26 protein-coding genes and 1 pseudogene are annotated in these 26,279 nt (G+C 63.6%); 13 read left to right on the top strand and 14 right to left on the bottom strand.

The features are described from left to right. Nucleotides 1-29: 29 nt before the first annotated feature. The gene (locus HS968_RS00440; RefSeq protein WP_119692525.1) at nucleotides 30-1,406 is read right to left on the bottom strand and encodes a TRAP transporter large permease; all 1,377 of its coding nucleotides are present in this window, start codon (nucleotides 1,404-1,406) and stop codon (nucleotides 30-32) included. Further along, on the bottom strand, nucleotides 1,399-1,944 hold the full coding sequence (locus HS968_RS00435) for a TRAP transporter small permease subunit (protein WP_106737866.1): 546 nt from the start codon (nucleotides 1,942-1,944) through the stop codon (nucleotides 1,399-1,401). Before HS968_RS00435 ends, HS968_RS00440 begins: the two co-directional genes overlap by 8 nt. A 243-nt stretch (nucleotides 1,945-2,187) precedes the next feature. Between HS968_RS00435 and HS968_RS00430 the strand changes: the two genes are divergently transcribed. Next, nucleotides 2,188-3,288 carry a TRAP transporter substrate-binding protein gene (locus tag HS968_RS00430; protein ID WP_179623317.1) on the top strand — a complete coding sequence of 367 codons (1,101 nt, stop codon included), beginning with the start codon at nucleotides 2,188-2,190 and terminating at the stop codon, nucleotides 3,286-3,288. An 89-nt stretch (nucleotides 3,289-3,377) separates the two neighbouring features. On the opposite strand, the gene HS968_RS00425 is transcribed toward HS968_RS00430, so the two are convergent. Next, complete coding sequence (locus tag HS968_RS00425) at nucleotides 3,378-3,782, bottom strand: acyl-CoA thioesterase (RefSeq protein WP_106737868.1); 405 nt, start codon at nucleotides 3,780-3,782, stop codon at nucleotides 3,378-3,380. 370 nt (nucleotides 3,783-4,152) lie between these two features. Here HS968_RS00425 and HS968_RS00420 point away from each other — a divergent pair, with 370 nt between their 5' ends. From HS968_RS00420 to HS968_RS00405, 4 genes are all read left to right on the top strand, one after another. Continuing rightward, nucleotides 4,153-4,353: a hypothetical protein gene (locus tag HS968_RS00420; RefSeq protein ID WP_179623316.1), complete on the top strand. Its 201-nt coding sequence runs from the start codon at nucleotides 4,153-4,155 to the stop codon at nucleotides 4,351-4,353. Between the two features lie 19 nt (nucleotides 4,354-4,372). Further along, nucleotides 4,373-4,537, top strand: coding sequence for a DUF1328 domain-containing protein (locus HS968_RS00415; protein WP_106737870.1), 165 nt, complete (start codon nucleotides 4,373-4,375; stop codon nucleotides 4,535-4,537). Between the two features lie 10 nt (nucleotides 4,538-4,547). Then, nucleotides 4,548-5,009 (top strand): inhibitor of vertebrate lysozyme family protein, encoded by a 462-nt coding sequence (locus HS968_RS00410; RefSeq protein ID WP_182369630.1) that lies wholly within the window; start codon nucleotides 4,548-4,550, stop codon nucleotides 5,007-5,009. A 305-nt stretch (nucleotides 5,010-5,314) separates the two neighbouring features. Beyond that, a complete protein-coding gene (locus tag HS968_RS00405; protein ID WP_106737872.1) occupies nucleotides 5,315-6,544 on the top strand; it encodes a nucleoside recognition domain-containing protein in 1,230 nt (409 codons plus the stop codon). A 19-nt stretch (nucleotides 6,545-6,563) separates the two neighbouring features. Here HS968_RS00405 and HS968_RS00400 read toward each other — a convergent pair whose 3' ends face one another. Then, a complete protein-coding gene (locus HS968_RS00400) occupies nucleotides 6,564-7,148 on the bottom strand; it encodes a hypothetical protein (RefSeq protein WP_182369628.1) in 585 nt (194 codons plus the stop codon). Between the two features lie 283 nt (nucleotides 7,149-7,431). Between HS968_RS00400 and HS968_RS00395 the strand changes: the two genes are divergently transcribed. Next, nucleotides 7,432-8,409 (top strand): NAD-dependent epimerase/dehydratase family protein, encoded by a 978-nt coding sequence (locus HS968_RS00395; protein ID WP_182369626.1) that lies wholly within the window; start codon nucleotides 7,432-7,434, stop codon nucleotides 8,407-8,409. Here HS968_RS00395 and HS968_RS00390 read toward each other — a convergent pair. Then, nucleotides 8,378-8,593: a dodecin gene (locus tag HS968_RS00390; RefSeq protein WP_182369624.1), complete on the bottom strand. Its 216-nt coding sequence runs from the start codon at nucleotides 8,591-8,593 to the stop codon at nucleotides 8,378-8,380. The genes HS968_RS00395 and HS968_RS00390 overlap by 32 nt on opposite strands. 208 nt (nucleotides 8,594-8,801) lie before the next feature. On the opposite strand from HS968_RS00390, the pseudogene HS968_RS26290 reads away from it, so the two are divergent. From HS968_RS26290 to HS968_RS00375, 4 genes and pseudogenes are all read left to right on the top strand, one after another. Next, nucleotides 8,802-8,897: pseudogene (locus HS968_RS26290) on the top strand (RNA polymerase subunit sigma); the annotation flags it as partial. A gap of 149 nt (nucleotides 8,898-9,046) precedes the next feature. Beyond that, the gene (locus HS968_RS00385) at nucleotides 9,047-9,562 is read left to right on the top strand and encodes a sigma-70 family RNA polymerase sigma factor (protein ID WP_182369622.1); all 516 of its coding nucleotides are present in this window, start codon (nucleotides 9,047-9,049) and stop codon (nucleotides 9,560-9,562) included. Further along, nucleotides 9,559-10,482, top strand: a complete 924-nt coding sequence (locus tag HS968_RS00380) for a FecR domain-containing protein (RefSeq protein WP_182369621.1) — start codon at nucleotides 9,559-9,561, stop codon at nucleotides 10,480-10,482. The genes HS968_RS00385 and HS968_RS00380 overlap by 4 nt, the downstream gene beginning before the upstream one ends. 161 nt (nucleotides 10,483-10,643) lie before the next feature. After that, nucleotides 10,644-13,040, top strand: a complete 2,397-nt coding sequence (locus tag HS968_RS00375; RefSeq protein ID WP_182369619.1) for a TonB-dependent siderophore receptor — start codon at nucleotides 10,644-10,646, stop codon at nucleotides 13,038-13,040. 169 nt (nucleotides 13,041-13,209) lie between these two features. Here HS968_RS00375 and HS968_RS00370 read toward each other — a convergent pair whose 3' ends face one another. The 6 genes from HS968_RS00370 to HS968_RS00345 form a co-directional block, all read right to left on the bottom strand. After that, nucleotides 13,210-15,624: a TonB-dependent receptor gene (locus HS968_RS00370; protein WP_106737884.1), complete on the bottom strand. Its 2,415-nt coding sequence runs from the start codon at nucleotides 15,622-15,624 to the stop codon at nucleotides 13,210-13,212. A gap of 97 nt (nucleotides 15,625-15,721) precedes the next feature. Next, on the bottom strand, nucleotides 15,722-16,663 hold the full coding sequence (locus HS968_RS00365) for a FecR domain-containing protein (RefSeq protein ID WP_182369617.1): 942 nt from the start codon (nucleotides 16,661-16,663) through the stop codon (nucleotides 15,722-15,724). Then, nucleotides 16,660-17,166: a sigma-70 family RNA polymerase sigma factor gene (locus tag HS968_RS00360; RefSeq protein ID WP_182369614.1), complete on the bottom strand. Its 507-nt coding sequence runs from the start codon at nucleotides 17,164-17,166 to the stop codon at nucleotides 16,660-16,662. Before HS968_RS00360 ends, HS968_RS00365 begins: the two co-directional genes overlap by 4 nt. Nucleotides 17,167-17,270: 104 nt before the next feature. Further along, on the bottom strand, nucleotides 17,271-18,146 hold the full coding sequence (locus HS968_RS00355) for a methylenetetrahydrofolate reductase (protein ID WP_182369612.1): 876 nt from the start codon (nucleotides 18,144-18,146) through the stop codon (nucleotides 17,271-17,273). A 132-nt stretch (nucleotides 18,147-18,278) separates the two neighbouring features. Then, the gene (locus HS968_RS00350; protein WP_182369610.1) at nucleotides 18,279-19,160 is read right to left on the bottom strand and encodes a LysR family transcriptional regulator; all 882 of its coding nucleotides are present in this window, start codon (nucleotides 19,158-19,160) and stop codon (nucleotides 18,279-18,281) included. Nucleotides 19,161-19,235: 75 nt separating this feature from the next. After that, a complete protein-coding gene (locus HS968_RS00345) occupies nucleotides 19,236-19,733 on the bottom strand; it encodes a DUF3060 domain-containing protein (RefSeq protein ID WP_182369608.1) in 498 nt (165 codons plus the stop codon). A 238-nt stretch (nucleotides 19,734-19,971) separates the two neighbouring features. Between HS968_RS00345 and trpB the strand changes: the two genes are divergently transcribed. Together trpB and trpA are read left to right on the top strand one after the other, a co-directional pair. Further along, complete coding sequence (gene trpB / locus HS968_RS00340) at nucleotides 19,972-21,186, top strand: tryptophan synthase subunit beta (protein ID WP_182369606.1); 1,215 nt, start codon at nucleotides 19,972-19,974, stop codon at nucleotides 21,184-21,186. Next, complete coding sequence (gene trpA / locus HS968_RS00335; RefSeq protein WP_182369603.1) at nucleotides 21,183-21,992, top strand: tryptophan synthase subunit alpha; 810 nt, start codon at nucleotides 21,183-21,185, stop codon at nucleotides 21,990-21,992. Before trpB ends, trpA begins: the two co-directional genes overlap by 4 nt. A 72-nt stretch (nucleotides 21,993-22,064) precedes the next feature. On the opposite strand, the gene HS968_RS00330 is transcribed toward trpA, so the two are convergent. After that, nucleotides 22,065-23,531: an alanine/glycine:cation symporter family protein gene (locus HS968_RS00330; protein ID WP_182369602.1), complete on the bottom strand. Its 1,467-nt coding sequence runs from the start codon at nucleotides 23,529-23,531 to the stop codon at nucleotides 22,065-22,067. Nucleotides 23,532-23,742: 211 nt separating this feature from the next. Here HS968_RS00330 and HS968_RS00325 point away from each other — a divergent pair, with 211 nt between their 5' ends. Continuing rightward, nucleotides 23,743-24,192 carry a GNAT family N-acetyltransferase gene (locus HS968_RS00325; protein WP_182369599.1) on the top strand — a complete coding sequence of 150 codons (450 nt, stop codon included), beginning with the start codon at nucleotides 23,743-23,745 and terminating at the stop codon, nucleotides 24,190-24,192. 9 nt (nucleotides 24,193-24,201) lie between these two features. Here the strand turns inward: HS968_RS00325 and HS968_RS00320 are convergent, their stop codons facing one another. Together HS968_RS00320 and HS968_RS00315 are read right to left on the bottom strand one after the other, a co-directional pair. Then, entirely contained in the window at nucleotides 24,202-25,644 is a 1,443-nt protein-coding gene (locus HS968_RS00320; protein ID WP_182371553.1) for a SulP family inorganic anion transporter, read from the bottom strand. Between the two features lie 160 nt (nucleotides 25,645-25,804). Further along, nucleotides 25,805-26,203, bottom strand: coding sequence for a hypothetical protein (locus tag HS968_RS00315; RefSeq protein WP_182369597.1), 399 nt, complete (start codon nucleotides 26,201-26,203; stop codon nucleotides 25,805-25,807). Nucleotides 26,204-26,279: the final 76 nt, after the last annotated feature.

Here is a 26,279-nt window from a genome sequence, read left to right as displayed (position 1 = left end):
ATGGGCGTTTCGTCGTAACCGCTACAGACTCACTTACCGTAAATCTGTTCCGGCAGCCAGGTGATGATGCCTGGGAACAGGTAGGCGATCACCAGCATCAGCAACTGGATGCCGATGAAGGGAATCACGCCACGGTACATGGTGCCGGTACTCACCGAGCGGGGTGTGACACCGCGCAGGTAGAACAGCGAGAAGCCCAGCGGCGGAGTGAGGAACGAGGTCTGCAAGTTCAGCGCGATCATCACGCCCAGCCAGATCGGATCCAACCCCATGGCCAGCAGCACCGGACCTACAATCGGCACCACCACGAAGATGATTTCGATGAAGTCGAGGATGAAGCCGAGCAGGAAGATCACCAGCATCACCAGGAAGAATGCACCCAGCACGCCGCCTGGCAGCGACTGGAACACTTCCTCGATCAGGTGCTCGCCACCGAAGCCACGGAAGATCAGGGAGAACAGCGAAGCGCCGATCAGGATCAGGAACACCATGCAGGTGATATCGGTGGTGCCGTGCGCCACGCTGCGCATCTGGCTGATGTTCAGTTGGCCCTTGAACAGCGCCAGCAGCGTCGCGCCTACCGCACCGATGGCCGCGGCCTCGGTCGGCGTAGCGAAACCGGCGAGGATCGAACCGAGCACGATGACGATCAGCGCCAGAGGCGGCACCAGCGCACCGAGCAGCTTGCCCCACTCGACCTCGCCCAGCTCCTCCTGGGGAATGGCAGGCATCTTCTCCGGTTTGATGAAGATCATCGCCACGAGATAGAGCACGTACAGGCCGACCAGCATCAGGCCCGGAATCAGCGCGCCCATGAACAGGTCACCGACCGACACGGTCTTCGGCGAGAAGATGCCCATCTTCAGCTGCGCCTGCTGGTAGGCGCTGGACATCACGTCACCCAGCAGCACCAGCACGATCGACGGCGGAATGATCTGCCCCAGGGTGCCAGTGGCCGCCAGCGTACCGGTGGCGATGCCTGGATCGTAACCGCGCTTGAGCAGGGTCGGCAGGGCCAGCAGGCCCATGGTCACCACGGTAGCACCGACGATACCGGTCGAAGCGGCGAGCAGGGCGCCCACCACACAGACCGAGATGATCAGGCCGCCACGCAGGCTGCCGAACAGACGCGACATGGATTCCAGCAGGTCTTCGGCGACCTTGGACTTCTCCAGCATCACGCCCATGAACACGAACAGCGGCACAGCCAGCATGGTCTGGTTATTCATGATGCCGAACAGGCGGTTCGGCAGAGCGCTCAGGTAGCCCGGGTCGAAGGTGCCAGTCAGCACACCGATGCCTGCGAAGATCAGGGAAACACCGGCCAGCGTGAACGCCACCGGATAGCCCGCCATCAGCACCACGCAGATGCTGATGAACAACAGAATCGCCATGAACTCAGCCATGTTTCACCTCCGGCGCCGGGATGCGGCCAGCGATGACATACGCAGCCTTGATCAGGTTGGACAGGCCTTGCAGGCTCATGCCCACTGCCAATAGCAGGATGATGCTCTTTTGCAGGTAGACGAACCGCAGCCCGCCGGTTTCATTGGAAATTTCCTTGGTTGCCCAAGAGTTGGTCACGTAATCCCAACTGGCCCAGCCCAGGTACAGGCACACCGGCAGCAGCAGGAACAGACTGCCAAGCAGCTCCACCACTGCCTGACGACGACCGCTGAATTTCTGGAAGAAGATGTCCACACGCACGTGGCCGTTACGCTGCAGAACCCAGGCAGCAGCGCCCATGAACACCAGCGCGTGAGCGTAGAGCACGCCTTCCTGCAGAGCGGTAGCACCAATGCCGAAGCCATAGCGCAGCACCACGACCACAGCCGTGCCGAGGACGAGAAACAGGGTGAACCAAGCGATTATTCTGCCGAGCCAGCCATTAAGGCCGTCAATGAGGTATGCAAGCTTGAGGGGGATTGAAGGCTTGTCGGACATAAGGAGTCCTTATCATTATGGTTTAGGGACATGACGACGAGCCTGTTGGCCTGCCATCGCGCCGCGCGCATCCTTGTGGGCTGCGGCCGGCGATTTTATGCAGGCCAGGCGGGGATCAGCAATGCCACTACAACTTTAGTCGCACTTCTGTAGCTTGAGGGTGTCGCCACCTTATGTTACTCAGGACGGGTTTGACGCCGGCGATCCCGTGGTCAGACCAATACAACAAAAAAGGAGCATTGAATGAAACGTCGCGACATACTCGCCGCAGCGGGTGTAGGCCTTGCAGCAACCGCCCTCGCTGGTTGCAAAGAAGACTCGAAAAGCGCCGCCGCGCCTCAAGAGGGCTCGAGTTCTCAAACCTTCACCTGGAAAATGGTCACCTCCTGGCCGAAGAACTTCCCTGGCGTGGGCGTAGGCGCAGAACGCTTCGCCAAGCTGGTCGATGAAATGAGTAATGGTCGCCTGAAGGTTCGCATCTATGCGGCTGGCGAACTGGTTCCGGCGCTGGAAGTCTTCGACGCCGTTTCCCGCGGTACCGCCGAACTGGGGCACGGCGCACCGTACTACTGGAAGGGCAAGGTACCGGCGGCACAGTTCTTCTGCGCCCTGCCGTTCGGCCCCAACGCTCAGGAAATGAACGCCTGGCTGCACCACGGCGGCGGCATCAAGCTGTGGGAAGAGGTGTACAAACCGTTTGGCGTACTGCCAATGGCGTGCGGCAACACCGGCGTACAGACCGCCGGCTGGTTCAACAAGGAAATCAATTCAGTCGACGATTTCAAAGGCCTGAAGATGCGTACCCCGGGCCTGGGCGGCGAAGTGCTGACCAAGATGGGCGGCACCGTGGTCAACATGCCGGCAGGTGAAATCTTCACTGCCCTGCAGACTGGCGCCATCGACGCCACCGAGTGGATCGGCCCGTACAACGACCTGGCTCTGGGCCTGCACAAGGCTGCCAAACACTACTACACCCCGGGCTGGCAGGAGCCGAGCGTACTGTTCGAGCTGGACGTCAACCTGAAGGCCTGGGAAACCCTGCCGCCGGATCTGCAAGCCATCGTTCGCGCCGCTGCCCGCGACGTCAACGGCGACATGCTCGACGACTACAACGCCAAGAACATGGAAGCCATGGAACAGCTCAAGTCCGAGGGCGTCGATGTCCGTCGCCTGCCTGACGAAGTGCTGGCCCGCCTGAAGGAAGTGGCTGCCGAAGTGGTCGAGACCTCGGCCAACGCCGATCCGGCCGCGAAAAAAGTCTGGGAACACCAGAAAGCCTATCTGCAGCGTCTGTACGACTATGCAGAAAGCAACGAGAAAGACATCTACAACATCCGCGGCTGATCCCCAACGGGTTTCAGACACACGGAAAAACGCCGGCCTCAGGGCCGGCGTTTTCGTTACAGGATATTGCCGAAGGCCATCTGCTCGGCTCAGCCGCGCCGTGGCGGTACCGGTCGGGTACGGCCGCTGCCATCGATGGCGACGAAAACGAACACCGCCTCGGTGACCTTGCGCCATTCATTGGACAACGGATCGTCGCTCCACACCTCGACCATCATCTGGATCGAGCTACGTCCCACTTCCAGCGCCTGCGTGTAGAACGACAGCTGCGCTCCCACGGCAACCGGTACCAGAAAGGCCATGCGATCGATGGCCACCGTGGCCACGCGACCACCGGCGATCTTGCTGGCCATGGCGGTGCCGGCCAGATCCATCTGCGATACCAGCCAGCCACCGTAGATATCCCCGAAACCATTGGTCTCACGCGGCAAGGCGGTGATCTGCAGGGCAAGGTCGCCCTGGGGGATCGGATCTTCCTGTTCGTAGTCGTTCATCGGCTCGAGACTCGCGGCGCGGTTGTTGTTCTGGGCGCGGAACCCGCATAGCAGGTGGGCTGGGCGAGTATACCGACTGAACAGTCGCCGAGCGACCACTGTAGATAGCGCTGCAGGCGGCGTCGTAGCTGGCTTATCGGGCAAAACGCACGACCCGCAAAGGGCCAGTCGGGCAGGATGCCCGCCGTCGTTATTTCCACATAAAACTAACCTACTGATTTTCAATGATTTTATTTGAAAGAACAGGCTGGCACGGGCAGTGCAATGACTATTGCAAAGGATCAATAGGCACCGATCTCGAAACTGGAGACAGGCAGCGCAGACACCTTACGTGTGATCGCACCGCCGTCACCCCGACAGGAGAACCGCCATGTGGATAGTCGCCCTGCTGCTTGCCAGCCTGCTGCTACTGCTCGGCCTGACGCTCGCCAGCGTCATGCTGGTTGGCCAGACCCTGTGCGCAAGCCGCAATACCGCCGAGCTGGAGCTGCCCGATGGCAATACCCCCCAGCCACAGGCGCAACCGAGCAACACGCAAGACCCCTGGCCTACCTGGGCCATTACTCACTGATCCACCGAGGAGAAACGCCATGCTGAGCTGGGCAATTACCTTCCTGATCATCGCCATTGTCGCTGCCGTACTGGGCTTCGGTGGTATCGCCGGCACCGCTACCGGGATCGCCAAGATTCTGTTCGTGGTCTTCCTGGTGCTGTTCGTCATCTCGTTCATCATGGGCCGTCGCCCACGCTTGTAAGGAGAGGTTGATGCAGTCCATCCACGCCATTGCCGCCGCCCTGTTGCTGGGCGGCGCCCTGGCGGCCCAGGCCGCCGACCGTGATGCCACTTTCCACCCTGCCGAGTTGCTGACCAGCAATGCCGAGTACCGCGAGGCCTGGCAGGACGTGGTGAAGAACGAGGAACGCCTGCCGGACTGGCTGATGAACCTCAGCGGCCTGTCGACCCCGATGCAGTCGGTGGAAGCCGACGGTGATCGCTATCTGGTCGGCCAGGTCTGCGAGGCGCAGAACTGCTTCAGCCAGCGCGTTTACGTCGCCTTCGAATGGAATGATGACGACGCCTATGCACTTTACGTGCAGGTGCCTCAGGGCCTGCCGGAAGACCGTGCACCCAGTGAACATGCCAGCCTGCGCTGGCTAGGTGAGCCGGACGAGGAAGTCCAGCAGATGCTGATAGAACAGCTGCGCAGCGACCCCAACTGGTACTAGGGTTCGCTCACACATCCGTCGTGCCAGACCGCGATGAGGTGTCAACCTCCCTAAGAACCTGTTCAAAGTCTGCTGCGCGTCGACACTGCGGCGTTAAAAACAGGCTCGGACTGCTCATTTACAGCTCGTAAAGTCGAGCGCGACTCCGACCGCTCCTCGCCTGTTTTTGCGGGGCCGCCATCGGTATTGCATTGCTCTAGCTCGCGAGACTTTGAACAGGCTCTGAGTAACGGCAGTTTGCCGGCCGTCCCATAGAGGCGGCCGGCGCGTTATCATCCCCCGCCAGAACGACGAGGGGGTGCGGCATGCTCAATGGCCTGTGGCTGAGCTTTTTTCTGGTGGCAGCAGTCGCGGGCTTTTCCCGCTGGCTGATCGGCGATGACCCGACGGTGTTCGGTGCCATGGTCGAAAGCCTGTTCGCCATGGCCAAGCTGTCGGTAGAAGTGATGGTGTTGCTGTTCGGCACCATGACCCTGTGGCTCGGCCTGCTGAGGATCGCCGAGCAAGCCGGCCTGGTGGATGCCCTGGCGCGCGTACTGGGCCCGCTGTTCGCCCGCCTGATGCCGGAAGTGCCGCGCGGCCATCCCGCGCTCGGGCTGATCACCATGAACTTCGCCGCCAATGGCCTGGGCCTGGACAACGCCGCCACGCCCATCGGCCTCAAGGCCATGCGCAGCCTGCAGGAGCTCAATCCGGACAAGCTCACGGCCAGCAACGCGCAGATTCTCTTTCTGGTGCTCAACGCCTCGTCGCTCACCGTGCTGCCGGTATCGATCTTCATGTACCGCGTGCAGCAGGGCGCGGAAGACCCGACCCTGGTGTTCCTGCCAATCCTTCTGGCGACCAGCGCCTCGACCCTGGTCGGCCTGCTGTCGGTGGCCCTGATGCAGCGCCTGCGCCTGTGGGATCCGGTGGTGCTGGCCTATCTGATTCCCGGTGCGCTGCTGCTCGGCGGCTTCATGGCACTGCTGGCCGGCCTGAGCGCCACGGCACTGGCGGCGCTGTCATCGCTGCTCGGCAACCTGACGCTGTTTGGGGTGATCCTGGCCTTCCTGGTGGTCGGTGCGCTGCGCAAGGTCAAGGTCTACGAGCAGTTCATCGAAGGCGCGCGCGAAGGCTTCGACATCGCCAAGAGCCTGCTGCCGTACCTGGTGGCGATGCTCTGCGCCATCGGTGTGCTGCGCGCCTCGGGCGCCCTGGAGTTCGGCCTCGACGGCATCCGCTGGATGGTCGAGGCCTTCGGCTGGGATACCCGCTTCGTCGAGGCGCTGCCCACCGCGCTGGTCAAGCCGTTCTCCGGCAGTGCGGCACGCGCCATGCTGATCGAGACCATGCAAAGCCATGGTGTGGACAGCTTCCCGGCGCTGGCCGCGGCGATCATCCAGGGCAGTACGGAAACCACCTTCTACGTGCTGGCGGTGTACTTCGGCGCGGTCGGCATCCAGCGTGCACGCCACGCCGTAGGCTGCGCCTTGCTGGCGGAGCTGGCCGGGGTGATCGCCGCGATCACCGTCACCTACTGGTTCTTCGGCTGATCGCAGGGGCCGGAGCGGTTCAGTCGGCGGCAAACCCCAGCTTGTCGCCGACCCAACTCAGCACCGGGTCGGCATGCTCGTATTCGCGCAAGGCCAGCAATTTGGGTTCGATGAACGCTTCGAAGTCGTCGGCGTGCTCGAAATACACGCCCGTGAAGATGGCGAACATCGATTTGTTGCCGACCGTGGCATAGAACAGGTTGCCCACCGGCTCACCATCCTGGGTCAGCAACCTGAGACTGGCGCGGGTCGCTAGCTGGGTGTCCAGTTCCAGCTCCTGTTGGGCCAGGCCACTGTCGCGCAGACCGAACGACGCACCGAAGGTCTCGGCATAACTGGTCATCAACGCATCAGCCGGCCGTGGGTAAAGCGAGACGCCGCTGTAGAGATAGAACCAGTCGCTGTCCTCGCTCTCGAAACTGAGGTCGATGCTGCGCGCCGCGTAGGTCACCAGCTTCTCGTAACGACCTTCGGCCGGCGCCTCATAGGCCGCGAAATCCTCGCCGCTGAGCAGCAGTCGCCGCTCTTCGGCCAGCGGTGTTTCGTGGTCGATGCAACCGGCGAGCGACAGCAGGCTGAGCAGCATCAGCACGTTCCTGAACATGGCATTCCTCCCTGAATGAGCGCGAGCAGCTTGCCCGATCCACGCACGCCTCGCCACTTGCAGCCATTACAGCTGTGCGCGACACCACACCATTCGTCCGCCTGGCGTGAATCGCCACCCTCACTGGCCGGCTGCGCCACTGCCCGCAGCGCAGCATCCGCCTAGCCTGAGCACGGGCTAGAACAACAATCACAAGGCCCGTTTATCGAAACGTCACGCACTGGTTTGCTAGGCGTTCGGCCGTTGAACGGGCACGCGGACGATGATCCGCCAGGAGCCTGCCATGCGTGTTCTGATTACCGGTGCAGCCGGTTTCATCGGCCATCAACTGCTTGAAGAGCTGGCCATCCAGCACCCCGAATGGACGCTGATCGCCGCCGACATTCGTCCTCTGGACAGCCGCGGACTGAAAGCCAATATCGAACCGGTGCTGATGGATATGGGCCGGCCCGCGCAAGTACGTGCTTGCATCAGCGGCTGGAAACCCGATGCCATCGTCCACCTGGCCACGGTGATCCGCCCGCCCCGTGAGATGAGCGAAGCGCACCTGCACGCCATCGAGGTCGGCGGCACCCAGTGCCTGCTGGACAGCGCCATCGCCAATGGCGTGCGCCAACTCATCGTCACCAGCTCAGGCGCCGCCTATGGCTACGACCCGGCAAACGCCGAGTGGATCGACGAGCACCATCCGCTACGCGGCCACCCGCGCTTCGCCTACGCCCGGCACAAGCTGGAGATCGAACAGTTGCTGGCGCGCAGTCGCACGGAGAACCCGCAACTGCGCCAGCTGGTACTACGCCCCGGCACCATCCTCGGCAAGCGGCTGAACAACCCGATCAGCGACCTGTTCAAGAAACGCGTCGTGCTCGGCGTACGCGGCCATGCCAGCCGCTTCGTGTTCATCTGGGAGCAGGATGTGGTCGGCATCATCCGCCAGGGTCTGGAAGAGAGCCGCGAAGGCATCTACAACCTGGCCGGCGACGGCGCACTGAGCCTGGCGGAAATCGCCGCGATTCTCGACAAGCCCTATCGTCCACTACCAGCCGCCTTGCTGGCTGGCGCACTGCGTCTGCTCAAACCATTGGGGCTGAGCCAGTACGGCCCGGAGCAACTGGACTTTCTGCGCTATCGGCCGGTGCTGGCCAACCAGCGGCTGAAGGAGGAGTTCGGCTACCAGCCACGCTACTCCAGCCGCGACGCCTTCATCGCCTTTCTCAAGGCACAGGGCATCAGCTACTGCTCAGGCGAAAACCGACCTTGAGCGTCACCTGATAGTGACCGACCTTGCCGTCCTCGATATGCCCGCGGGTGTCGACGACCTCGAACCAATCCATGTTGCGCACGCTCTTGGCACATTCGGCCAAAGCATTCTCGATGGCATCCTCGATGCTGGTGCGGGATGAACCGACGATCTCGATCTTCTTGTAGGTGTGATGGGTGGACATGATGGACTCCTGAGTCTTGAGGGTTCCCCCTTGAGACTAGCCGCCGCAACAGAAGTGTCATTTGCAGGCAACCCCGAGCCCCGTTTGAAACCCTGACGAACGTGAATGCACGAATGATCTATTCAAGCGTGCAGCGACCACTTGCAATCCCGGCAAATGCTTATATGCAACTCGATCATGGGGAGAGGCCGTTTCCACTCACTCGTCGCAGCAACCGCTAGATAGCCTCTACCGCAACTATCACGGTTGGTTGCAGGGCTGGCGGCGCCGTCGTCTGGGTGACCGCGAGCATGCCGCTGATGTCGCCATAGCAATCTTCCCCTCTAACGCCAGCGCGTCAGTGTCAGGTCGCAAGCAGAGTACGAGCATCGTCTATGCCCCCATTCACAACCCCCATCCTCCTGCGTATAGTTGCGACAAATTCTTATTCGCAATCTCTCAGCAGGAGGCTGGATGTCCACGCTGCTATCCGATACGGCCAACCATGCCCAGTTGGACGTGCTCTACCGCGAGCATCACAGCTGGCTGCGTGGCTGGCTGCGGCAACGCCTGAACAGCTCTGCCGATGCCGCCGACCTGGCCCAGGACACCTTCATCCGTGTGCTGCTCGCCCGCAGCGCTGGCAGCCTGCGTGAACCGCGCCATTACCTGGCGACCGTCGCCCGCGGTCTGGTGATCGATCTGTATCGTCGCCGCTCGCTGGAGCAGGCCTATCTCGAAGCCCTGGCCCTGCAGCCCGAGCGCTACGAGCCCTCCGCCGAAGCCCGCGCCCTGATCCTCGATAGCCTGCTGGCCATCGACCGCATGCTCGACGGCCTGGGCGAGCGCACCCGCGCAATCTTTCTCGCCGTGCAACTGGACGGCCTGAGCTACGAGAAGGCTGCCGAGCGGGTTGGAGTCTCCGTCACCACCGTCCGCAAACATCTGGCCAGCGCGCTGATGCACTGCCTGTTGCTGGACGAAGCATGAAGGTCGCCCTCAGCCAGGCCGTGGACTGGTACGTCTGCCTGCACGACAGCCAGGTCACCGATGCCCAGCGTGCCGCCTGGCAGGCCTGGCTCGCCGAGGATCCTCGCCACGCCCAAGCCTGGGCGCGCCTGGAAAACCTGCGCCAGCGCTTCGACCAGGCTCCACAGGGCATCGTTGCACAGGCCTTGGAGAATGCCCGGCACAGCCGCCGCAACGTGGTGAAGACGCTGGCCGTGCTGCTGGGTGTCGGACTGGTCGGCTGGCAGGGCTATCAGGTTTCGCCGTGGAGTGCCGATTACGTCACCCGCGTCGGCGAACGGCGACGTGTAACGCTGGCTGATGGCAGTCGCCTCGACCTCAATACCGACACCCGTGTGGATATCCGCTTCACGACCGGGCAGCGACTGATCCATCTACTGCACGGCGAGATTCTCGTCACCACCGCCAAAGACCCGCGCCCGCTGAGCGTGCAGACCGCCGAAGGGCACATCCTTGCGCTCGGCACCCGCTTTGGCGTGCACCAGACCAGCAGCCAGACACGGCTGACGGTCGAGGAGCATGCCGTGGAAATCAGCCCGAGCCTGGCCACCACTCAGGCGGTGCGAGTGGAAGCCGGCCAGGCATGCGATTTCACCAGCACCAGGGTCGGCGCCCTGCGTCCGGCAGCGGCCAGCGCCTCGGCCTGGACGCAGGGCATGCTGGTGGTGGTCGACTGGCGCCTGGACGAAGTGCTCGCCGAACTGTCGCGTCACCGTCACGGCTACCTGGGCTGTTCGCCACAGGTGGCGGCCATGCGTCTATCCGGAGCCTTCAACCTGAACGACAGCGAGGCCACGCTGGCCAGCCTGCTGGACGCCCTGCCGATCCAGATGCGCCGCATGACCCGTTACTGGATACATATCGAGGCGCGCGAGACATGACGGCGCCAGCCTGACTCCGAGGTGCCGCATGAAATGCGGGGGCATTCACAGCGGCGTAAATATTTTTATCGCAGGGGTAACAGATTTTCATTCCTATTTCGGCTCCATGTTCACGCCCATTGCCGCCTGCCCGCCCAGGCCACCTGAACAGGAGCCATTCGATGTCCGCATCCCCCTCTCCACTCGCTCGTAGTATTCGCCAGGCAGTCCTGGCCCTGAGCCTGTCCGGCTCACTGCTGGCTACCGCCAGCGCTTGGGCCGAACCGCTCAGCTACAGCATTCCCGCTGGCAGCCTGGCCGCCGCACTCAGTCAGTTCGCCGCCGCCAGCGGCGTGACCATCAGCTTCAGCAGTGAAGAAACGGCTGGGTTGAGTAGCAGCGGTCTGCATGGCAAGTACGAGGTGGATCAGGGCTTCGCCATATTGCTGCAAGGCAGTGGCCTGCAGGTGCAGCAGGCTGGCGACAAGCGCTACGTACTGGTTCGCCCGAGCCAGGAAGGCGCGCTGGAGCTGAGTGCGATGACCGTATCCGGTGCCCAGCTAGGCGCCACCACGGAAGGCACCGGCAGCTACACCACCGGTTCGACCAGCACCGCGACCGGGCTGAACCTGTCTATACGCGAGACGCCGCAGGCGGTCAGCGTGGTGACCCGCCAGCAGATCGAGGATCAGAACCTCACCGACATCGCCCAGGTACTCGAACAGACCCCGGGTGTGGTCGTCGACAGCATGGGCCCGGCCGGCAGCGACGCCAACCACATCTACGTGCGCGGCATGGAGATCGGCAACATTCAGGTCGACGGTATCAACCGCACCGACAGCTACGGCTTTCGTGACGACCTCGCCGACATGGTCACCTATGACCGGGTCGAAGTGGTACGCGGCGCGACCGGGCTGATGTCGGGCACCGGCGACCCCAGTGCCACCGTGAACCTGATCCGCAAGAAGCCGACCCTGGAGACGCAGCGCAAGCTGACCGTGCAGGCGGGCTCCTGGGACAGCTACCGCACCGACTTGGATGTATCGGGCAAGCTCTCGGAGAGCGGCCATGTACGCGGCCGCTTCGTCGCCTCGAAGAGTGACAGCAAGAGCCATGTCGACCGCCAGGAGCTGGAGAAACAGGTGGCCTATGGCGTACTGGAATGGGACATCAGCGATGCCACCATGCTGACCGTGGGTGCCGAATACCAGAAGATGGATAACGACGGAGCAGGCAACCACGGCTTCCCGATGTACAACGCCAACGGTACCCACTTCAAACCATCGCGCTCGTTCAACTCCGGCGCCGACTGGAGCTACCACAAGCGTGAGACCAAGACGCTGTTCACCACTCTTGAACACGCGCTAGGCAACGGCTGGCAAGTGAAATTCAACGCCGAGCATAGCCGCCGCAGCTATGACGATGCCTTCGCCACTGCCGCCAGCGGCAGGGTCAATCCCGATGGCAGCGGTATCTCCACCTGGACCGGCCGCTGGGCAGGCGAGCCACGCCAGACCTCGTTCGACCTCTCCGCGTCGGGCCCCTTCGAGCTGTTCTCCCGCGAACATGAATTGCACCTGGGCGCCAGCCACGCCAAGTCCTATTACCGCAGCTACGGCTACAACCTCTGGGGGTTCCAGAGCATCGACAACATCTTCACCTGGGACGGCTCGCTGCCGATACCCGACATCGTGCGTGACAAGTATTCGGAAGATGCGCTGGATGAAACACAGACGGGATGGGTCGCGGCGGCACGCTGGAGCCTGGCTGACAGTCTCTCGCTGATCACCGGCACACGGGTGATCGACTGGCAACGCGACAAGTCTTCACGCGTGCTGGCGACCGGCAATGTCACCTCCACCCGAGAACAGGAAAATGGCATCGTCACGCCTTACCTTGGCCTCATCTACGATTTCGCCGAAAACTGGTCTGCCTATGCCAGCTACACCACCATCTTCAACCCTCAGAATGTGCAGCAGGTCGGCGGCACCTATCTCGAGCCGAAGGAAGGCGAAAGCTATGAGCTGGGCCTCAAGAGCGAGTTCTGGGACAAGCGCCTGACGGCCGGCCTCAGCGTCTTCGAGGTACGCCAGGACAACCTGCCTGTGGCAGACCCTAACAACCCCGGCTACTCCATCCCCGAATCCGGCACCAAGACCCGTGGTTTCGAGGTGGAAATGGCGGGTGAGATCCTGCCGGACTGGCAGGTTGCTGCCAGCTATTCCTATGCGGTGATCAAGAACGCCGATGACCAGCGCATGCTCACCGAGGTGCCGCGCGACACCTTCAAGCTGTTCACCAGCTATCGCCTGCAATCCATTCCGCAGCTGAAAGTCGGCGGTGGCGTGCGCTGGCAGGGTGCGGAGTACTACAAGGGCGCCGGCCCCAACAACGCCACCTTCCACCAGGGTGCCTACAGCGTGGTGGATCTGATGGCGCAGTACGCCTTCACGCCTGAGACCAGCGTGTCATTGAACCTTAACAACGCCTTCGACGAGACCTACTACACCGCCATCGGCGCGCGCGGTTGGTATGGCACTCCGCGCAGCCTGACGGCAAGTCTGTCGCATTCGTTCTGAGAGATAGGGCGCTCAAGCCAGTCAGGCTTGAGCGCCCTCGCCCAGAAGCTTCGATAACGCATCAGGTAAGCCGACAAGCTCCGCGTCACCCACTCCGTCCCTCACAAAACTTCTCGCCAGATCGCCAATGCCGCTAAGGGCGACATTGGCGCTGTGCTCGAAGCCTCGATCAGAACTCCACCTGATAACCCAGCGTGAAGGTACGGCCGCGACCCTTGAAGTTGTAGTCGTTGGCGATGCGTGCCGACTGCGAGTAGTAGGTGAAGTAGTCCTCGTCGAGCAGGTTGTCGATACCCAGTGACAGGCTGCCCACCGGCAGGCGGCGGCTGACGCTGGCCGAGAGCAGGGCATAACCGTCGAACTCCAGGCGCGGGTCGTCGAAGCTGCGGCTGACGTAGTAGTTGTATTGCAGGTAGCTCGACCAGTCCTCGTTCCAGTTGGCCTGCCAGGCCAGGCTGTACTGATCCGGTGAGATGTTCAGGCCGGTCAGGCGCGTATCCACCTTGCCGTCATCATCGGTGTCGGACTTGCCCTGGCTGTGGGCATAGCTACCGCGCAGGCTGTGGCGGTCGTTCAAGTGCCAATTGCCGGTCAACTCATAGCCCTGGATCTCCACCCGCTCGCGGTTGGCGATGTAGTTGCCGTCGCTGTTGACCGACAGGCGCTCGCCGACGTTGGAGAAGGACTCGTAGTAGCTCAGCTCCATGTCCACTCGGTCGAAGTTCAGGCGCAGGCCCACCTCGCGCGAGCGGGTGACGATCGGCTCCAGCTCCAGCAGGCTTTCCACGTCCAGGCCCGGTTCGTCGAGCCCGCGCAGCACGCGGCCGATGTCGGGCATGCCGAAACCTTCCGAGTAGCCGCCGTAGAGCTGCGCCCAGTCGGTGGCCTGGTAGGTGAAACCGTAGTTGCTCAGGGTCTTGCCGAACGACACCTTGCCACCGGTGACGCTAACCCCACCGGCGTTGTTGGTGCCCCATACGGTGCGGAAGTCATCCACGTCCAGCTCGGAGTGCTCGCGGCGCACGCCGGCCATCAGGGTCAGCTTGTCGGTCAGGTGCAGGTCACCCTGGAGGAAGCCGGCCTGGTTGTCGTAGGTGGAAGGCGGCACGTAGCTGCGGTTGGTCTGCACCAGCACCTGTTCGCCCTTGTCACGCATCAGGTCGACGCCACCGGTCAGGTCGAGCAGGCCGTCGAACAGGCCGCTGCGGCGCAGGGTCAGCTTGCCGCCCCATTTCTCCGAGTCGCTGCGGCTCTGCTCCCACAACGTGCCGACCGGCGCGATGTTGGGATCCTGGAAGGCGGCCGACATCAACGCACCGAACTGGCCGCGGTAGCGCTGGTGATAGAGCTGCACGTCGAGCACGTTGCCGTACAGATCCTGGTTGCTGTAGCTGAAGGTGTACTGACGGTTTTCGTTGAACGCCGGATCGCCTTGCGGGTCGCCCTTGCGCGCGGTGGTGGGGATGCCCGCGGCGCGGTCACCGAGCACCGGCACGTAGTCGTTGTTGCCCTTGAGTTCGTAGTGGTTGGCGCTGAACTGCAGGTGCTGTACCTCGTCGATCCAGTAGCCGAGCTTGAACATCAGGTCATGGTCACGGGTGTCCTGGATCTCGCCAGGGTAGGCGACGCCGATCAGCTCATCGTTGGCGTCGTAGAATGCGCCGCGCTCCTGCCAGGTGGCGCCGAACAGGGTTTCCCAGTCGCCCTGCTGGGCGCTGACCCGGTAGTTCATCTTGTAGCTCAGGCCATCCTTGCTGAAGCGGTCATCGCTCTCCAGGCTGACGCCGGCGTGCTGATTGATGCCATCGCTCTCGGGGCGGCGACTGATGAAGTTGACGATACCGCCAGTGGCGCCGCCGCCATGCTCGGCCGAAGCTCCGTGGATCACCTCGATGCGCTCGATCTGCGCCAGATCGATGGTGTAGCTGCTGCGCCCGTCGTTACGGATCGAGCTGGCCTGCGGCACACCGTCGACGAGAAATTGCGGGGTACGGCCACGCAGCGTTTCACCGGCGTTGGACATCTTCTGCCGGCTTGGCGAATAGGACGGAATCAGGTTGCTCAGCACCTGCCCTGGGTCGCTGCTCAGCGCCAGCTGCTGTTCGATCTGCTGCCGATCGATCACGGTCACGCGCTGGCTGGTCTGGCCGACAGCGGTATCGCCACGCAGGGTGCTGACGGTGATCTGGGTGGCGTCCAGCTCCAGCACGTCGCTGTTCACCGGACGTTGCTGCGGCTGTGGTTCCAGGCCGTAGATGCCCTCGCCCTGGCGCACGGCGCGCAGACCGCTGTCTTGCAGCAGGCGGGCGAAACCTTCCTCGACCTCATAGGTACCTTGCAGACCCTGACTGCGCTGCCCCTGCAACGCAGTGGCATCGAACGACAGAGCGATGCCGGCTGCACTGGCATAGCGGTTCAACACCTCGGCCAGCGGGCCGCCAGCGATATCGAAAGACTGTGCCTGCACGGCAGACTCTGCTGGCGCGGCACTGAGCGTCGGCACCGTCAGTGCCAGGCCGGAGCAGAGCAGTGCGGCCTGAACGGCCACGGTCAGCGAATGCAGTTTGCAACGAGGTTGACGCATGAATTTCCCCTGAGAATGGAAGGCCTGTAGCCGGTATTTCAGGAGGGCCGAGCCAGTCGAGAAAAAAGTGCAAACGACAATCAATATTTTTTAAACGCTATACCTTCGGCACCAGCGTCACCCAGTAGTCGGTACGCCGCACCACCCGTACCGGGAAGCTGTGCTCCAGCGCGGCCAGGGCGCGATCGGTGTCGGCCAGGGGGAAACTGCCGGATACCTTCAGCCCGCCCAGGGCCGGATCGAGCCGCAGCACGCCATGGCGATAGCGCGCCAGCTCGGCGATCACCTCGCCCAGCGGCTGATCGAGAGCGATCAGGCTGCCCTGCGTCCAGGCCGCCGTGGCCGCATCGTTGGCAAGCGGTGACCCGAGCTGCCCGGCATCGAAGCGCAGGTGATGCCCGGCAGTCAGCGTCTGCATGGATTGCAGATGGCGCAGCGGCGCGACCTCCACGTGCTGTTCCAGCACGGCGACCTGGCTGCCTTGCTCATCGCTGCGCACGCAGAAACGCGCACCCTGGCTGCGTACCAGGCCATGGCGGGTTTCCACCAGCAGCGGGCGGGCCTCGCCGGGGCAGTGGATCAACGCTTCGCCACTCAACAAACGCAGCAGGCGCCGTTGTCCGTCGACATGCCACTGCGCCGCGCTGGCGGTGCCGAGCGTCAGCTCGCTGCCATCGCTCAGTTGCCACTGGCGACGCTCGCCTACGCCACTGCGGTAGTCGGCCAGCCAGTAACGCCGGGTGTCGCTTTGCCAGGCGAACCAGCCCAGCGGCGCGGCCAGACCGACCAGCGCCAGACTGCCGAGCAGGCGCCGTCTGCCGTGGTCGACGCCGCGTAGGGTCGACGAGGCGATGGGGCCAGGTAGCAGACCCAATTGCTCACGCAGCTTCTCGATCTGCTGCCAGGCCTGACGATGATGCGCATCGGCGTCATACCAGCGTTGCCAGGCCTGCTGCTCGCTGGCATCGCTGCTGCCAGAGCACAGCCGTGCGTACCAGCCGCTGGCAGCCTTGAGCGCGGCGCGCTGTGCCTCGTTCACGACTGCCAACCTGCCTGCAACAGGCAGCAATGTTCCACGGCGCGGGCCATGTAGTTGTTCACGCTACGCAGGGAGATACCCAGGCGCGCGGCAATCTGCGCGTAGGTAAGACCGTCGAGCTGAGACAGGATGAATACCTCGCGTACCGTGCGACCGAGACCGTCGAGCATACGGTCGACGTCCATCAGCGCTTCCAGCAGCAACGCCTGCTGCTCGGCGCTGGGTTGTTCTGCCTGCGGCTGGCTGGCCAGCACATCGAGGTAGGCCTGCTCCAGCGAGCGGCGGCGCAGGAAGTCGACCATCAGTCCGCGCGCCACGGTGGCCAGGTAATCGCGCGGCTCACGGATGCTCGCCGCATTGCCGGCACGCAGCAGGCGCACGAAGGTGTCCTGCGCCAGGTCGGCGGCATCGCAACGGTTGCCCAGGCGCCGTCGCAGCCAGCCTTGCAGCCAACTGTGATGATCACGGTAGAGGGTATCCAGCACCTGGACTTCGGCAGACATGGCGCGATTTCGTATCAAATGACAATGAATTGCATTGTCATCTTTGCCAGGCCAGCTTGGCAATATCCCAAGCGCCATGTCTGGCCTTGGAGGGCTGGCGTTCTCTAGCGCGACGATGCCTGGGGGCTGGCGGCAACGCTCAAACGGGCATTGATCCAGGTAACGCCATCCTCGACTCCACCGAAGGGATAGAGATGCCAGCCGATGCTGCCCAGTCGCCTGTCACCCAGCCCGGCCTGCAACTGATCCCAGTAACGTTCGGCGCCCACGCGCTGCATCAGGTTGGTCATCGACAATCCGTAACGCCGCAGGATGGAGGCAGAGGTCGCCACGCCGAACTGACGGGCGAAGCGCAGCAGCTTGCCAACATCGGCAGGCCCAGGCACGCCGATACGCACAGGCGTATCGATGCCTTGCTGGCGCAGTCGTTCGATCCAGCGCACCACCGCCTCAGCATCGAAGCCGAACTGCGTGGTGATCTCCACTCTGCAGCCAGCTTCACGCAGAAAGTCCAGTTTCCACTTCAGGGCGCGCATGAGTTCGCCGCTGTCGATCTTCGGGTGTCCTTCCGGATAACCGGTGATCACCACCTGATCGATGCCGTGGCGCTCCAGCACACCACTGGCCAGCAGCGCCAGGGAGTCCTGGTACGGCCCGGCGGGCGTGGCCGGGTCACCGCCGACGAACATGAAGCGCTTCGGCGCCGCCTGGGCCACCAGAGCGCCGATCAGCTCGTCACGATCAGCCTCGGAGCGCAGCCGGCGCGAGGAAATGATCGGCACCGGCTCGGCGCCACAGGCCCGGATGACCTTCGCCGCCTGGATGCGCTGGGCGTGATCTTCGTTGCCCAGAAAGGCAATGTTGATCGGTGTGCCGGCCGGTATCACCGCCCGCGCCTGCTCGACTTCTTGGATGCCCTTGCCGGTCACTTCCAGCGTATAGGGGGAGAAACCGGCTGAACTGCTGCAAAGGTTGGACATTGACACCTCGTCTGAGCCGGCCAGGCCGCTGAGCGAAAGGAAAGTCCGGCGATGCTAGCAACCGACTCCGCGCCCTACCTCGCTAGTAGCGTCGCGCTCTTCGACAGAGACGACGTGGCAGAGTCGTTGTGCTCAGGTCGTCAGCTCTTCGCGTAGCCAATGCGCCAGGCGCTCGCTACGCGGGTCGGCGCGACGCGTCCACAGCGCCAGGCAGCCACTGGTTTCAACGAAGCCCCAGGGCGCCACCAGACGACCGGCACGCAGGTCATCGGCGACCAGCGTCTGCGGCGCGATGGCCACGCCGAGCCCAGCAGCGGCAGCCTCCAGCAGATAGTAGAGATGCTCGAAACCCTGGCCTTGCTGCATGCGCTCTACCGCCAGGCCCTGCGCAGCCGCCCATTGTGGCCAGGCCTGGGGACGCGAGGTGGTGTGCAACAACGGCTCGGCGTACAGCGCCTCGGCAGTGGCTGCTGCCAGGCGTGCATGGTTGGCATAACGCGGGCTGAGCACCGGGCCGATACGCTCGGGCGCCAGCTCGAACACCTGCATATCGGCCGGCCATGGCGGGTCGGCGAACAGCAGGGTGGCGTCCACCTCTGCGCTGCGCGGATCCAGCTCGCCCTGGCTGGCCGAGAGTTGCAGGCGCAACTCCGGCAGCTCGCGTTGCAAACGATCCAGACGTGGGATGAACCAGCGCGCCAGCAGGCTGCCGGGGCAGCCGAGGACGAAGGGACGCTCTTCGGTTTCACGGCGCAGCGTGGCGCAGGTATCACGCAGGCGCTCGAAGGCCTCCGAAGTGGCATCGCGCAGGCGCAGGCCCGCGGTGGTGAGCTTGACGCCACGGCCGTCCTTGTCGAACAGGCCAAGGCCAAGCTGCTCTTCGAGCACACGAATCTGCCGGCTGACCGCGCCGTGCGTGACATGCAGCTCTTCGGCGGCACGACTGACGCTTTGCAGGCGGGCGGCCGCTTCGAAGGCGCGCAGGGCATTGAGTGGGGGCAGGTCGCGGCTCATGGGAGAGGTGATTTTTCCTGACGAGTCAGGGGCATCTAATCACGTTAACCGCCGGGCGCCAACCTGCCGCGCCGATCAATCCTGCGTGATGCGGTGTTCGACGCCGGTGGTCTCGATCTGCGGCTCGTCGCCACTCCAGGTCAGTTGCTGGTTGAGGCCATTGACCTCGATCTGCACCGGGCCGCTGAGATTGAGATCGAGCACGTTGCCTTCACCGTAAATGGCGATCTGTGCCGGCTGCTGGTCGTTGCCGCGCACCTCAGTGTCAATCTGGTGCTCGCTGCCACTGACTTCAAGGCCGGTGACACGCTCGGCCTCAATACGGTTCTTCACGCCAGTCACCACCAGACCGGCGGCCTTGCCGAAACTCACCTGCTGCTCGGAGCCGTTTACCTCGACCAGGCCGCAATCGCCGGTGAGACGAAACTGGTTGCCATTGCCGGTGACGATCACGTCGAGCCCCTTGCACGGCACATCGCGCGATACGCCGATGCCATGCAGATCCAGTGTTTGCGCCTGGGCCGTGCCCAGCGACACAGCGAGCATCGCGCCCGCTACCCATACCTTGTGCATTCGCTTTCTCCCTGGAAGAACGGCCCCATGGCCGTAGCTGCTGGGACTGGCCAGGCGCAGCCAAGTTCTACAGTGCCCGGCAGGGTGTGCCGGAATGTGTCGTGGAGCACAGGCAAACATGTGAGATTTTCTGACGAATCATCTCAATCAAATCGCTTTTCGCCGCGCCTCATGGGGATAGAATGGCCCCATCACTCACTCGCCCTGCCAGCCACACGCTGTCGACAAGGAGCACGCCATGACCTCATTTCGCACCGGCCCCGACGCTCGCGGCCTGTTCGGCCGCTTCGGCGGCCAGTTCGTCGCCGAAACCCTGATGCCGCTGATCAACTCGCTGGCCGCCGAATACGAGAAGGCCCAGAACGATCCGGCCTTCCTCGAAGAGCTGGCCTACTTCCAGCGTGACTACATCGGCCGCGCCAGCCCGCTGTACTACGCCGAGCGCCTCTCCGAGCACTTCGGCGGGGCGAAGATCTACCTCAAGCGCGAAGACCTGAACCACACCGGCGCGCACAAGATTAACAACTGCATCGGCCAGATCCTTCTGGCCAAGCGCATGGGCAAACAGCGCATCATCGCCGAGACCGGCGCGGGCATGCATGGCGTGGCCACCGCCACCGTGGCCGCGCGTTTCGGCATGCAGTGCGTGGTGTACATGGGCACCACCGACATCGACCGCCAGCAGGCCAACGTCTTCCGCATGAAGCTGCTCGGCGCTGAAGTGATTCCGGTCACCGCCGGCACCGGCACCCTCAAGGACGCCATGAACGAGGCCCTGCGCGACTGGGTGACCAACGTCCACAACACCTTCTACCTGATCGGCACTGCGGCTGGCCCGCATCCGTATCCGGCCATGGTGCGTGACTTCCAGTCGGTGATCGGCAACGAGGTACGCGAGCAGATCCTGGAGAAGGAAGGGCGCCTGCCCGACTCGCTGGTGGCCTGCATCGGCGGCGGCTCCAACGCCATCGGCCTGTTCCACCCGTTCCTCGACGACAGCGGCGTGCAGATCGTCGGCGTCGAGGCGGCCGGCCACGGCATCGACACCGGCAAGCATGCGGCGAGCATGGCCGGCGGCGCACCGGGCGTGCTGCACGGCAACCGCACCTTCCTGCTGCAGGACGAGGACGGCCAGATCACCGATGCCCACTCGATTTCCGCCGGCCTCGACTACCCCGGCGTCGGCCCGGAACACGCCTGGTTGCACGAGATCAAGCGCGTCGAATACGTGCCGATCAGCGATGACGAAGCCCTCGAAGCCTTCCACCACTGCTGCCGCCTGGAAGGCATCATCCCGGCCCTGGAGAGCGCCCACGCGCTGGCCGAAGCCTTCAAGCGCGCACCCAAGCTGCCCAAGGATCACCTGATGGTGATCAACCTGTCCGGTCGTGGCGACAAGGACATGCAGACCGTGATGCACCACATGCAGGACAACCAGGAGAAGCACGCATGAGCCGCCTGCAGAACCGTTTCGCCGAACTGAAAGCGGAAAACCGCGCCGCGCTGGTCACCTTCATCACCGCCGGTGACCCCGACTACGCCACCTCGCTGAGCATCCTCAAGGGCCTGCCGGACGCCGGTGCCGACGTGATCGAGCTGGGCATGCCCTTCACCGACCCGATGGCCGACGGCCCGGCCATCCAGCTCGCCAACATCCGTGCACTGGCCGGTAAGCAGGGCATGCAGCAGACGCTGCAGATGGTTCGCGAATTCCGCCAAGGCAACCAGAGCACGCCGCTGGTGCTGATGGGCTACTACAACCCGATCTTCGTCTACGGCGTCGAGCGCTTCATCAGTGACGCCAAAGAGGCCGGCGTCGACGGCCTGATCGTGGTCGACCTGCCGCCGGAACACAACGACGAGCTGTGCGAGCCGGCGCAGAGCGCGGGCATCGACTTCATCCGCCTGACCACCCCGACCACCGACGATGACCGCCTGCCCACCGTGCTGGCCGGCAGCTCCGGCTTCGTCTACTACGTGTCGGTGGCCGGCGTTACCGGCGCCGGCGCGGCGACCATGGATCACGTCGAGGAAGCCGTGGCGCGCCTGCGTCGCCACACCGACCTGCCGCTGTGCATCGGCTTCGGCATCCGCACCCCGCAGCACGCCGCTGAAGTGGCCAAGCGTGCCGAAGGCGCGGTGGTTGGCTCGGCACTGATCGACAAGATCGCCGAGGCGAAGAACCCGCAGCAGGCCATCGACGGCGTGCTCGGCCTGTGCCGCGAACTGGCCGAGGGCGTGCGTGGCGCCCGTCGCTGATCGACACGCCTCGACCCAAAAAGAAAAACCGCTGCGACAGCAGCGGTTTTTTATGCCTGAACGCTTTTTCGCTCAGTTCTTCAGCGCCCTCACCGCCGCATCGCCGTAGGTCTCGGCGCGGGTGACATGGTCGCTGCCATCCCAGCATTCGATGTTCTTCAGATCCGGCATCTCGTCACGGTGGAACACCGGCTCCACGCCCTGGCGACGCTGATCCCGGTAATGCTTGAGCAACCGCGCAACGATGCCCGCCAGCGGCAGGATGGCGATCAGATTGGTCAGCGCCAGCAACGGCATGAACACATCCGCCATGGCCCATACCACCGAGACCTTGGCCACCGAGCCGATCAGCACGAAAGCCAGCACCAGCACACGGAACAGCTGCAGCCACAGCTTGCCGCCAAACATGTACTGGATGTTCGACTCGCCGTAGTAGTAGTTGCCGATCACCGAAGTGAAGGCAAAGAGCAGGATGGCGAAGGTCAGGAAGTGGATCGCCCAGTTGCCCAGTTGCTCGGCCAGCGCCCATTGCGTGAGGCTGGCACCGAGGGTCTGGTCGCCATAGGCGTGACTGGGGTCGGCCAGCAGGATGATCACCGCCGTCATGGTGCAGATCACCAGCGTGTCGAAATACACCCCAAGGGTCTGCACCAGACCTTGCTTGACCGGGTGCGAGACGGAGGCCGTGGCACTGGCATTGGGCACCGAGCCCATGCCCGCCTCGTTGGAGAACAGGCCGCGGCGCACGCCCATCATGATCGCCGCACCGACGCCGCCACTGGCGATTTCACGCCAGCCGAAGGCATGCGCGAAGATCTCGCCGAACATCGCCGGCACGCGGTCGATGTTGAGCAGGATGACCAGCGCGCCGATGCCCAGATACAGCACGGCCATCACCGGCACCACGGTCACCGATACCTTGGAGATGGTCTGTACGCCGCCGAAGATGATCAGGCCGGTGAGAATCGTCAGGGCGATGCCGACGCCCCAGGCCAGTGTCTCGCTGCCGCCTTCGCCACCGAACGAGGTCTGCATGGCGTCGACGATGGAGTTGGCCTGCACCGAGTTGAACACCAGGCCGTAGGTGATGCTGATCATCACCGCGAACACCACCGCCAGCCAGCGCCAGCCCAGCGCGCGCTGGATGTAATAGGCCGGCCCACCGTGGTAACGGTACTGCTGCTCGGACTTGTACAACTGGCCCAGGGTCGACTCGACGAACGAAGTGGCGCCACCGACCAGCGCCACCATCCACATCCAGAACACCGCACCCGGCCCGCCCAGGGCGATGGCCGTGGCCACCCCGGCGATATTGCCGGTACCGACCCGTGAGGCGGCGGAAATGGTGAAGGCCTTGAACGAGGAGATCGCCTCCTTGTCGCCATGATTGCGCTCGGTGATGACCCGGAACATTTCCGGGATCAGGCGAATCTGCACACCCCGGCAGATATAGGTCAGGTACACCCCGCTGAGCAGCAGCATGGGAATGGCGAGGTAGCTCCAGAGCCAGCCGGAAAAGGCTTCGAGAAGTGCAGACACGGGTATCGTCCTATGGTCGCGTTTTCGAAAGGGGCGCGAGGATAGGGCAAAGCACCCCGAATCCCCAAACCCGATTCCGCAGCCGGCAGTCTTGTTCCTTTTGCCAGCGAGGATAGTGCTTAGGGTGGGCTCTCATGCGATGGTTCCGAGAAGTGCATCAATCCGGCCACCCCCATCAGTCGCCTCAACAGACCAGGAGCAGGTAACGAACATGAGCATACGCAAGCTGACCGAAAGCGATCTCGAGGCCGTCAGTGCGCTGTGCATCTCTGCGTTCATGGCAGCAGTGGCACCGTCGTTGTCGCCGCAGGGCGTGGCGACCTTTACCCAGATAGCGGCGCCTGACAGCTTTGCCAAACGCATGGCTGGCGACAACCTGATACTGGTGTTCGTCCAGGAGAATCAGGTGCGGGGCGTCATCGAACTGAAGGAAGGCCGGCATGTGGCCATGCTCTTCGTCGACCCGCAACAGCAGAGCAGGGGCATTGGTCGGCAACTGGTCGCAGCAGCCTTGGCGCATGCGCGTAGCGAGGTGGTCACGGTCAGTGCCTCGCTGACCTCGGTTGCCGCCTACGAGCGCTACGGCTTCAGTCGTGCGGGCGAGATCAGCGAGTCCGCAGGACTGGTCTACCAGCCCATGACCATCACGCTCAGCGCATGAGGCTCGTCCTCATTCGCTGGTGTCGGCACGCCTGAGTAACTGCTTGCAGCGTTCGGACAGGTGCACCACGCGCAGGTGCTTGCCTGCTCGCTCGTAGCGCTCGCGCAGGGTCTTCAGCGCGGCAATGGCCGAGTAGTCGACGAAGCTCAGATGGCGGCAGTCCAGAGTCACCTGCTGCGGATCGTCGGCCGGCTCGAACTGGGCGAGAAAGGTGGTGCAGGAAGCGAAGAACAATGTGCCGTGCATGCGATAGAGCTTGCTGCCGTCGGCCTGAATATCGCTGTCGGCGTACAGCTCGCGGGCGTGCTGCCAGGCGAAGTTGAGCGCGGCGATGACGATGCCGCAGAGCACCGCGGTGGCGAGGTCGGTGGCGACGGTGATGGCAGTCACCGCGACTATCACCAGTACATCGTTGGCCGGTACCTTGCCGGCGACTCGCAGCGAGCCCCAGGCGAAGGTCTGCTGCGCGACCACGAACATCACGCCCACCAGCGCCGCCAGCGGGATGCGCTCGATCAGCGGCGAGAGGAACAATACGAAGAGCAGGATCATCACCCCGGCGACCACGCCGGACAAGCGCCCGCGCCCGCCAGAACCAAGGTTGATCACGGTCTGGCCGATCATCGCGCAGCCGCCCATGCCGCCGAACAGGCCCGAGGTCATGTTGGCAACGCCGAGCGCCACGCACTCGCGATCCGGATGGCCACGGCTGGCGGTGATCTCGTCGGTGAGGTTCAGGGTCAGCAGGGTTTCCAGCAGGCCGACCAGCGCCATCAGCACGCCGTAAGGGGCGATGATGAACAGGGTCTCCAGCGTCCAGGGAATATCCGGCAGCACCAGGCTCGGCAAACCGCCGGCGATCTGCGCCATGTCGCCGAGGGTATGGGTCGGTAGATCCAGCAGGTAGACCAGCACGCCGATGCCGAGGATCGCCACCAGCGCTGGCGGTACGGCGCGGGTCAGGCGCGGCAGCAGGTAGACGATGGACATGGTCAGCGCCACCAGACCGAGCATCAGGTACAGCGAGGTGCCCTGCAGCCACTGACCGTCATGCTGGAAGTGCTCGAACTGGGCCAGGGCGATGATGATCGCCAGACCGTTGACGAAGCCCAGCATCACCGGGTGCGGCACCATGCGGATCAGCTTGCCCAGGCGCAGCAGGCCGAACAGCAGCATGATCAGACCGCCAAGCAACACGGTGGCGAGCAGATACTGCACGCCGTGCTGGATCACCAGGGCGACGATCACCACGGCCATCGAGCCGGCCGCGCCGGAGATCATCCCCGGCCGACCACCGAACAACGCGGTGATGGTGCAGATGATGAACGCACCGTACAGCCCCATCAGCGGATTGAGCTGCGCCACCAAGGCGAAGGCGATGCACTCGGGCACCAGAGCGAAGGACGAGGTCAGGCCGGCCAGCAGGTCGGCGCGCAAGCGTGCGGGTTTCATGGCGGAGAGCAGGGCGCGGGAAAAGGGCACGCATGGTAGCGTCCAGGTGTTACGCCGTCATGCGTCCTGCAATCGACGCTGGCAATTGCAGACGGACGCCGTGCCGTGTCGTTGCTGGCAAGGGCGCGATCGGTTCACCGCGCCCTGGTGATCAGGAGGATCATTGCGCGCAGAGCGACTCGATCTTGTCGCGCTTGAGGTAGGAGAACTGCAGTTGATGGCCTTCGATCTCCATGCCCAATTGCATGGCGGCCAGCGCGAAGCTCAGCACCTGCAGGTCGAAGCTCTGGTAGGGCGAGGTGATCTGGATGGTCTTGCCGTCCTCGCTGATGCGGTAGTCGGAGACTTCCACTTCCGGCTGGCTTGGGCTGGGCTCTTCGCAATTGAAGGGGTGCAGGTTGCTCTTGCCGTCAGCGGTGAACTCCACCACGTTGGCGATGCCGTTGTTCAATGGCTTCATGGCCCAGATACCGACGAGCTGGTCTTTGTCGACCGAGGCAGCGAAAGCGCTGGCGCTGGACAGGACAACGGCCAGGGATACGAACAACAGTTTTTTCATGGTGATCTCCTTATCGGGTCAGGATGCGCTCGCTGGCGAACGCGAGAGGCGCCGATGGTACCGCAGCATGTCCGCC

The organism is Pseudomonas berkeleyensis (genome assembly GCF_014109765.1).
GTDB lineage: Bacteria > Pseudomonadota > Gammaproteobacteria > Pseudomonadales > Pseudomonadaceae > Aquipseudomonas > Aquipseudomonas berkeleyensis.
The sequence above is the reverse complement of the archived record's forward strand: the minus strand, read 5'-3'. Positions and strand labels throughout refer to the sequence as shown.

What these genes read in the sequence shown, in the direction of transcription:
- HS968_RS00440 (WP_119692525.1), bottom strand. Translation starts at nt 1,406, where the DNA reads ATGGCTGAGTTCATGGCGATTCTGTTGTTCATCAGCATCTGCGTGGTG.
- HS968_RS00435 (WP_106737866.1), bottom strand. Translation starts at nt 1,944, where the DNA reads ATGTCCGACAAGCCTTCAATCCCCCTCAAGCTTGCATACCTCATTGAC.
- HS968_RS00430 (WP_179623317.1), top strand. Translation starts at nt 2,188, where the DNA reads ATGAAACGTCGCGACATACTCGCCGCAGCGGGTGTAGGCCTTGCAGCA.
- HS968_RS00425 (WP_106737868.1), bottom strand. Translation starts at nt 3,782, where the DNA reads ATGAACGACTACGAACAGGAAGATCCGATCCCCCAGGGCGACCTTGCC.
- HS968_RS00420 (WP_179623316.1), top strand. Translation starts at nt 4,153, where the DNA reads ATGTGGATAGTCGCCCTGCTGCTTGCCAGCCTGCTGCTACTGCTCGGC.
- HS968_RS00415 (WP_106737870.1), top strand. Translation starts at nt 4,373, where the DNA reads ATGCTGAGCTGGGCAATTACCTTCCTGATCATCGCCATTGTCGCTGCC.
- HS968_RS00410 (WP_182369630.1), top strand. Translation starts at nt 4,548, where the DNA reads ATGCAGTCCATCCACGCCATTGCCGCCGCCCTGTTGCTGGGCGGCGCC.
- HS968_RS00405 (WP_106737872.1), top strand. Translation starts at nt 5,315, where the DNA reads ATGCTCAATGGCCTGTGGCTGAGCTTTTTTCTGGTGGCAGCAGTCGCG.
- HS968_RS00400 (WP_182369628.1), bottom strand. Translation starts at nt 7,148, where the DNA reads ATGTTCAGGAACGTGCTGATGCTGCTCAGCCTGCTGTCGCTCGCCGGT.
- HS968_RS00395 (WP_182369626.1), top strand. Translation starts at nt 7,432, where the DNA reads ATGCGTGTTCTGATTACCGGTGCAGCCGGTTTCATCGGCCATCAACTG.
- HS968_RS00390 (WP_182369624.1), bottom strand. Translation starts at nt 8,593, where the DNA reads ATGTCCACCCATCACACCTACAAGAAGATCGAGATCGTCGGTTCATCC.
- HS968_RS00385 (WP_182369622.1), top strand. Translation starts at nt 9,047, where the DNA reads ATGTCCACGCTGCTATCCGATACGGCCAACCATGCCCAGTTGGACGTG.
- HS968_RS00380 (WP_182369621.1), top strand. Translation starts at nt 9,559, where the DNA reads ATGAAGGTCGCCCTCAGCCAGGCCGTGGACTGGTACGTCTGCCTGCAC.
- HS968_RS00375 (WP_182369619.1), top strand. Translation starts at nt 10,644, where the DNA reads ATGTCCGCATCCCCCTCTCCACTCGCTCGTAGTATTCGCCAGGCAGTC.
- HS968_RS00370 (WP_106737884.1), bottom strand. Translation starts at nt 15,624, where the DNA reads ATGCGTCAACCTCGTTGCAAACTGCATTCGCTGACCGTGGCCGTTCAG.
- HS968_RS00360 (WP_182369614.1), bottom strand. Translation starts at nt 17,166, where the DNA reads ATGTCTGCCGAAGTCCAGGTGCTGGATACCCTCTACCGTGATCATCAC.
- HS968_RS00355 (WP_182369612.1), bottom strand. Translation starts at nt 18,146, where the DNA reads ATGTCCAACCTTTGCAGCAGTTCAGCCGGTTTCTCCCCCTATACGCTG.
- HS968_RS00350 (WP_182369610.1), bottom strand. Translation starts at nt 19,160, where the DNA reads ATGAGCCGCGACCTGCCCCCACTCAATGCCCTGCGCGCCTTCGAAGCG.
- HS968_RS00345 (WP_182369608.1), bottom strand. Translation starts at nt 19,733, where the DNA reads ATGCACAAGGTATGGGTAGCGGGCGCGATGCTCGCTGTGTCGCTGGGC.
- trpB (WP_182369606.1), top strand. Translation starts at nt 19,972, where the DNA reads ATGACCTCATTTCGCACCGGCCCCGACGCTCGCGGCCTGTTCGGCCGC.
- trpA (WP_182369603.1), top strand. Translation starts at nt 21,183, where the DNA reads ATGAGCCGCCTGCAGAACCGTTTCGCCGAACTGAAAGCGGAAAACCGC.
- HS968_RS00325 (WP_182369599.1), top strand. Translation starts at nt 23,743, where the DNA reads ATGAGCATACGCAAGCTGACCGAAAGCGATCTCGAGGCCGTCAGTGCG.
- HS968_RS00320 (WP_182371553.1), bottom strand. Translation starts at nt 25,644, where the DNA reads ATGAAACCCGCACGCTTGCGCGCCGACCTGCTGGCCGGCCTGACCTCG.
- HS968_RS00315 (WP_182369597.1), bottom strand. Translation starts at nt 26,203, where the DNA reads ATGAAAAAACTGTTGTTCGTATCCCTGGCCGTTGTCCTGTCCAGCGCC.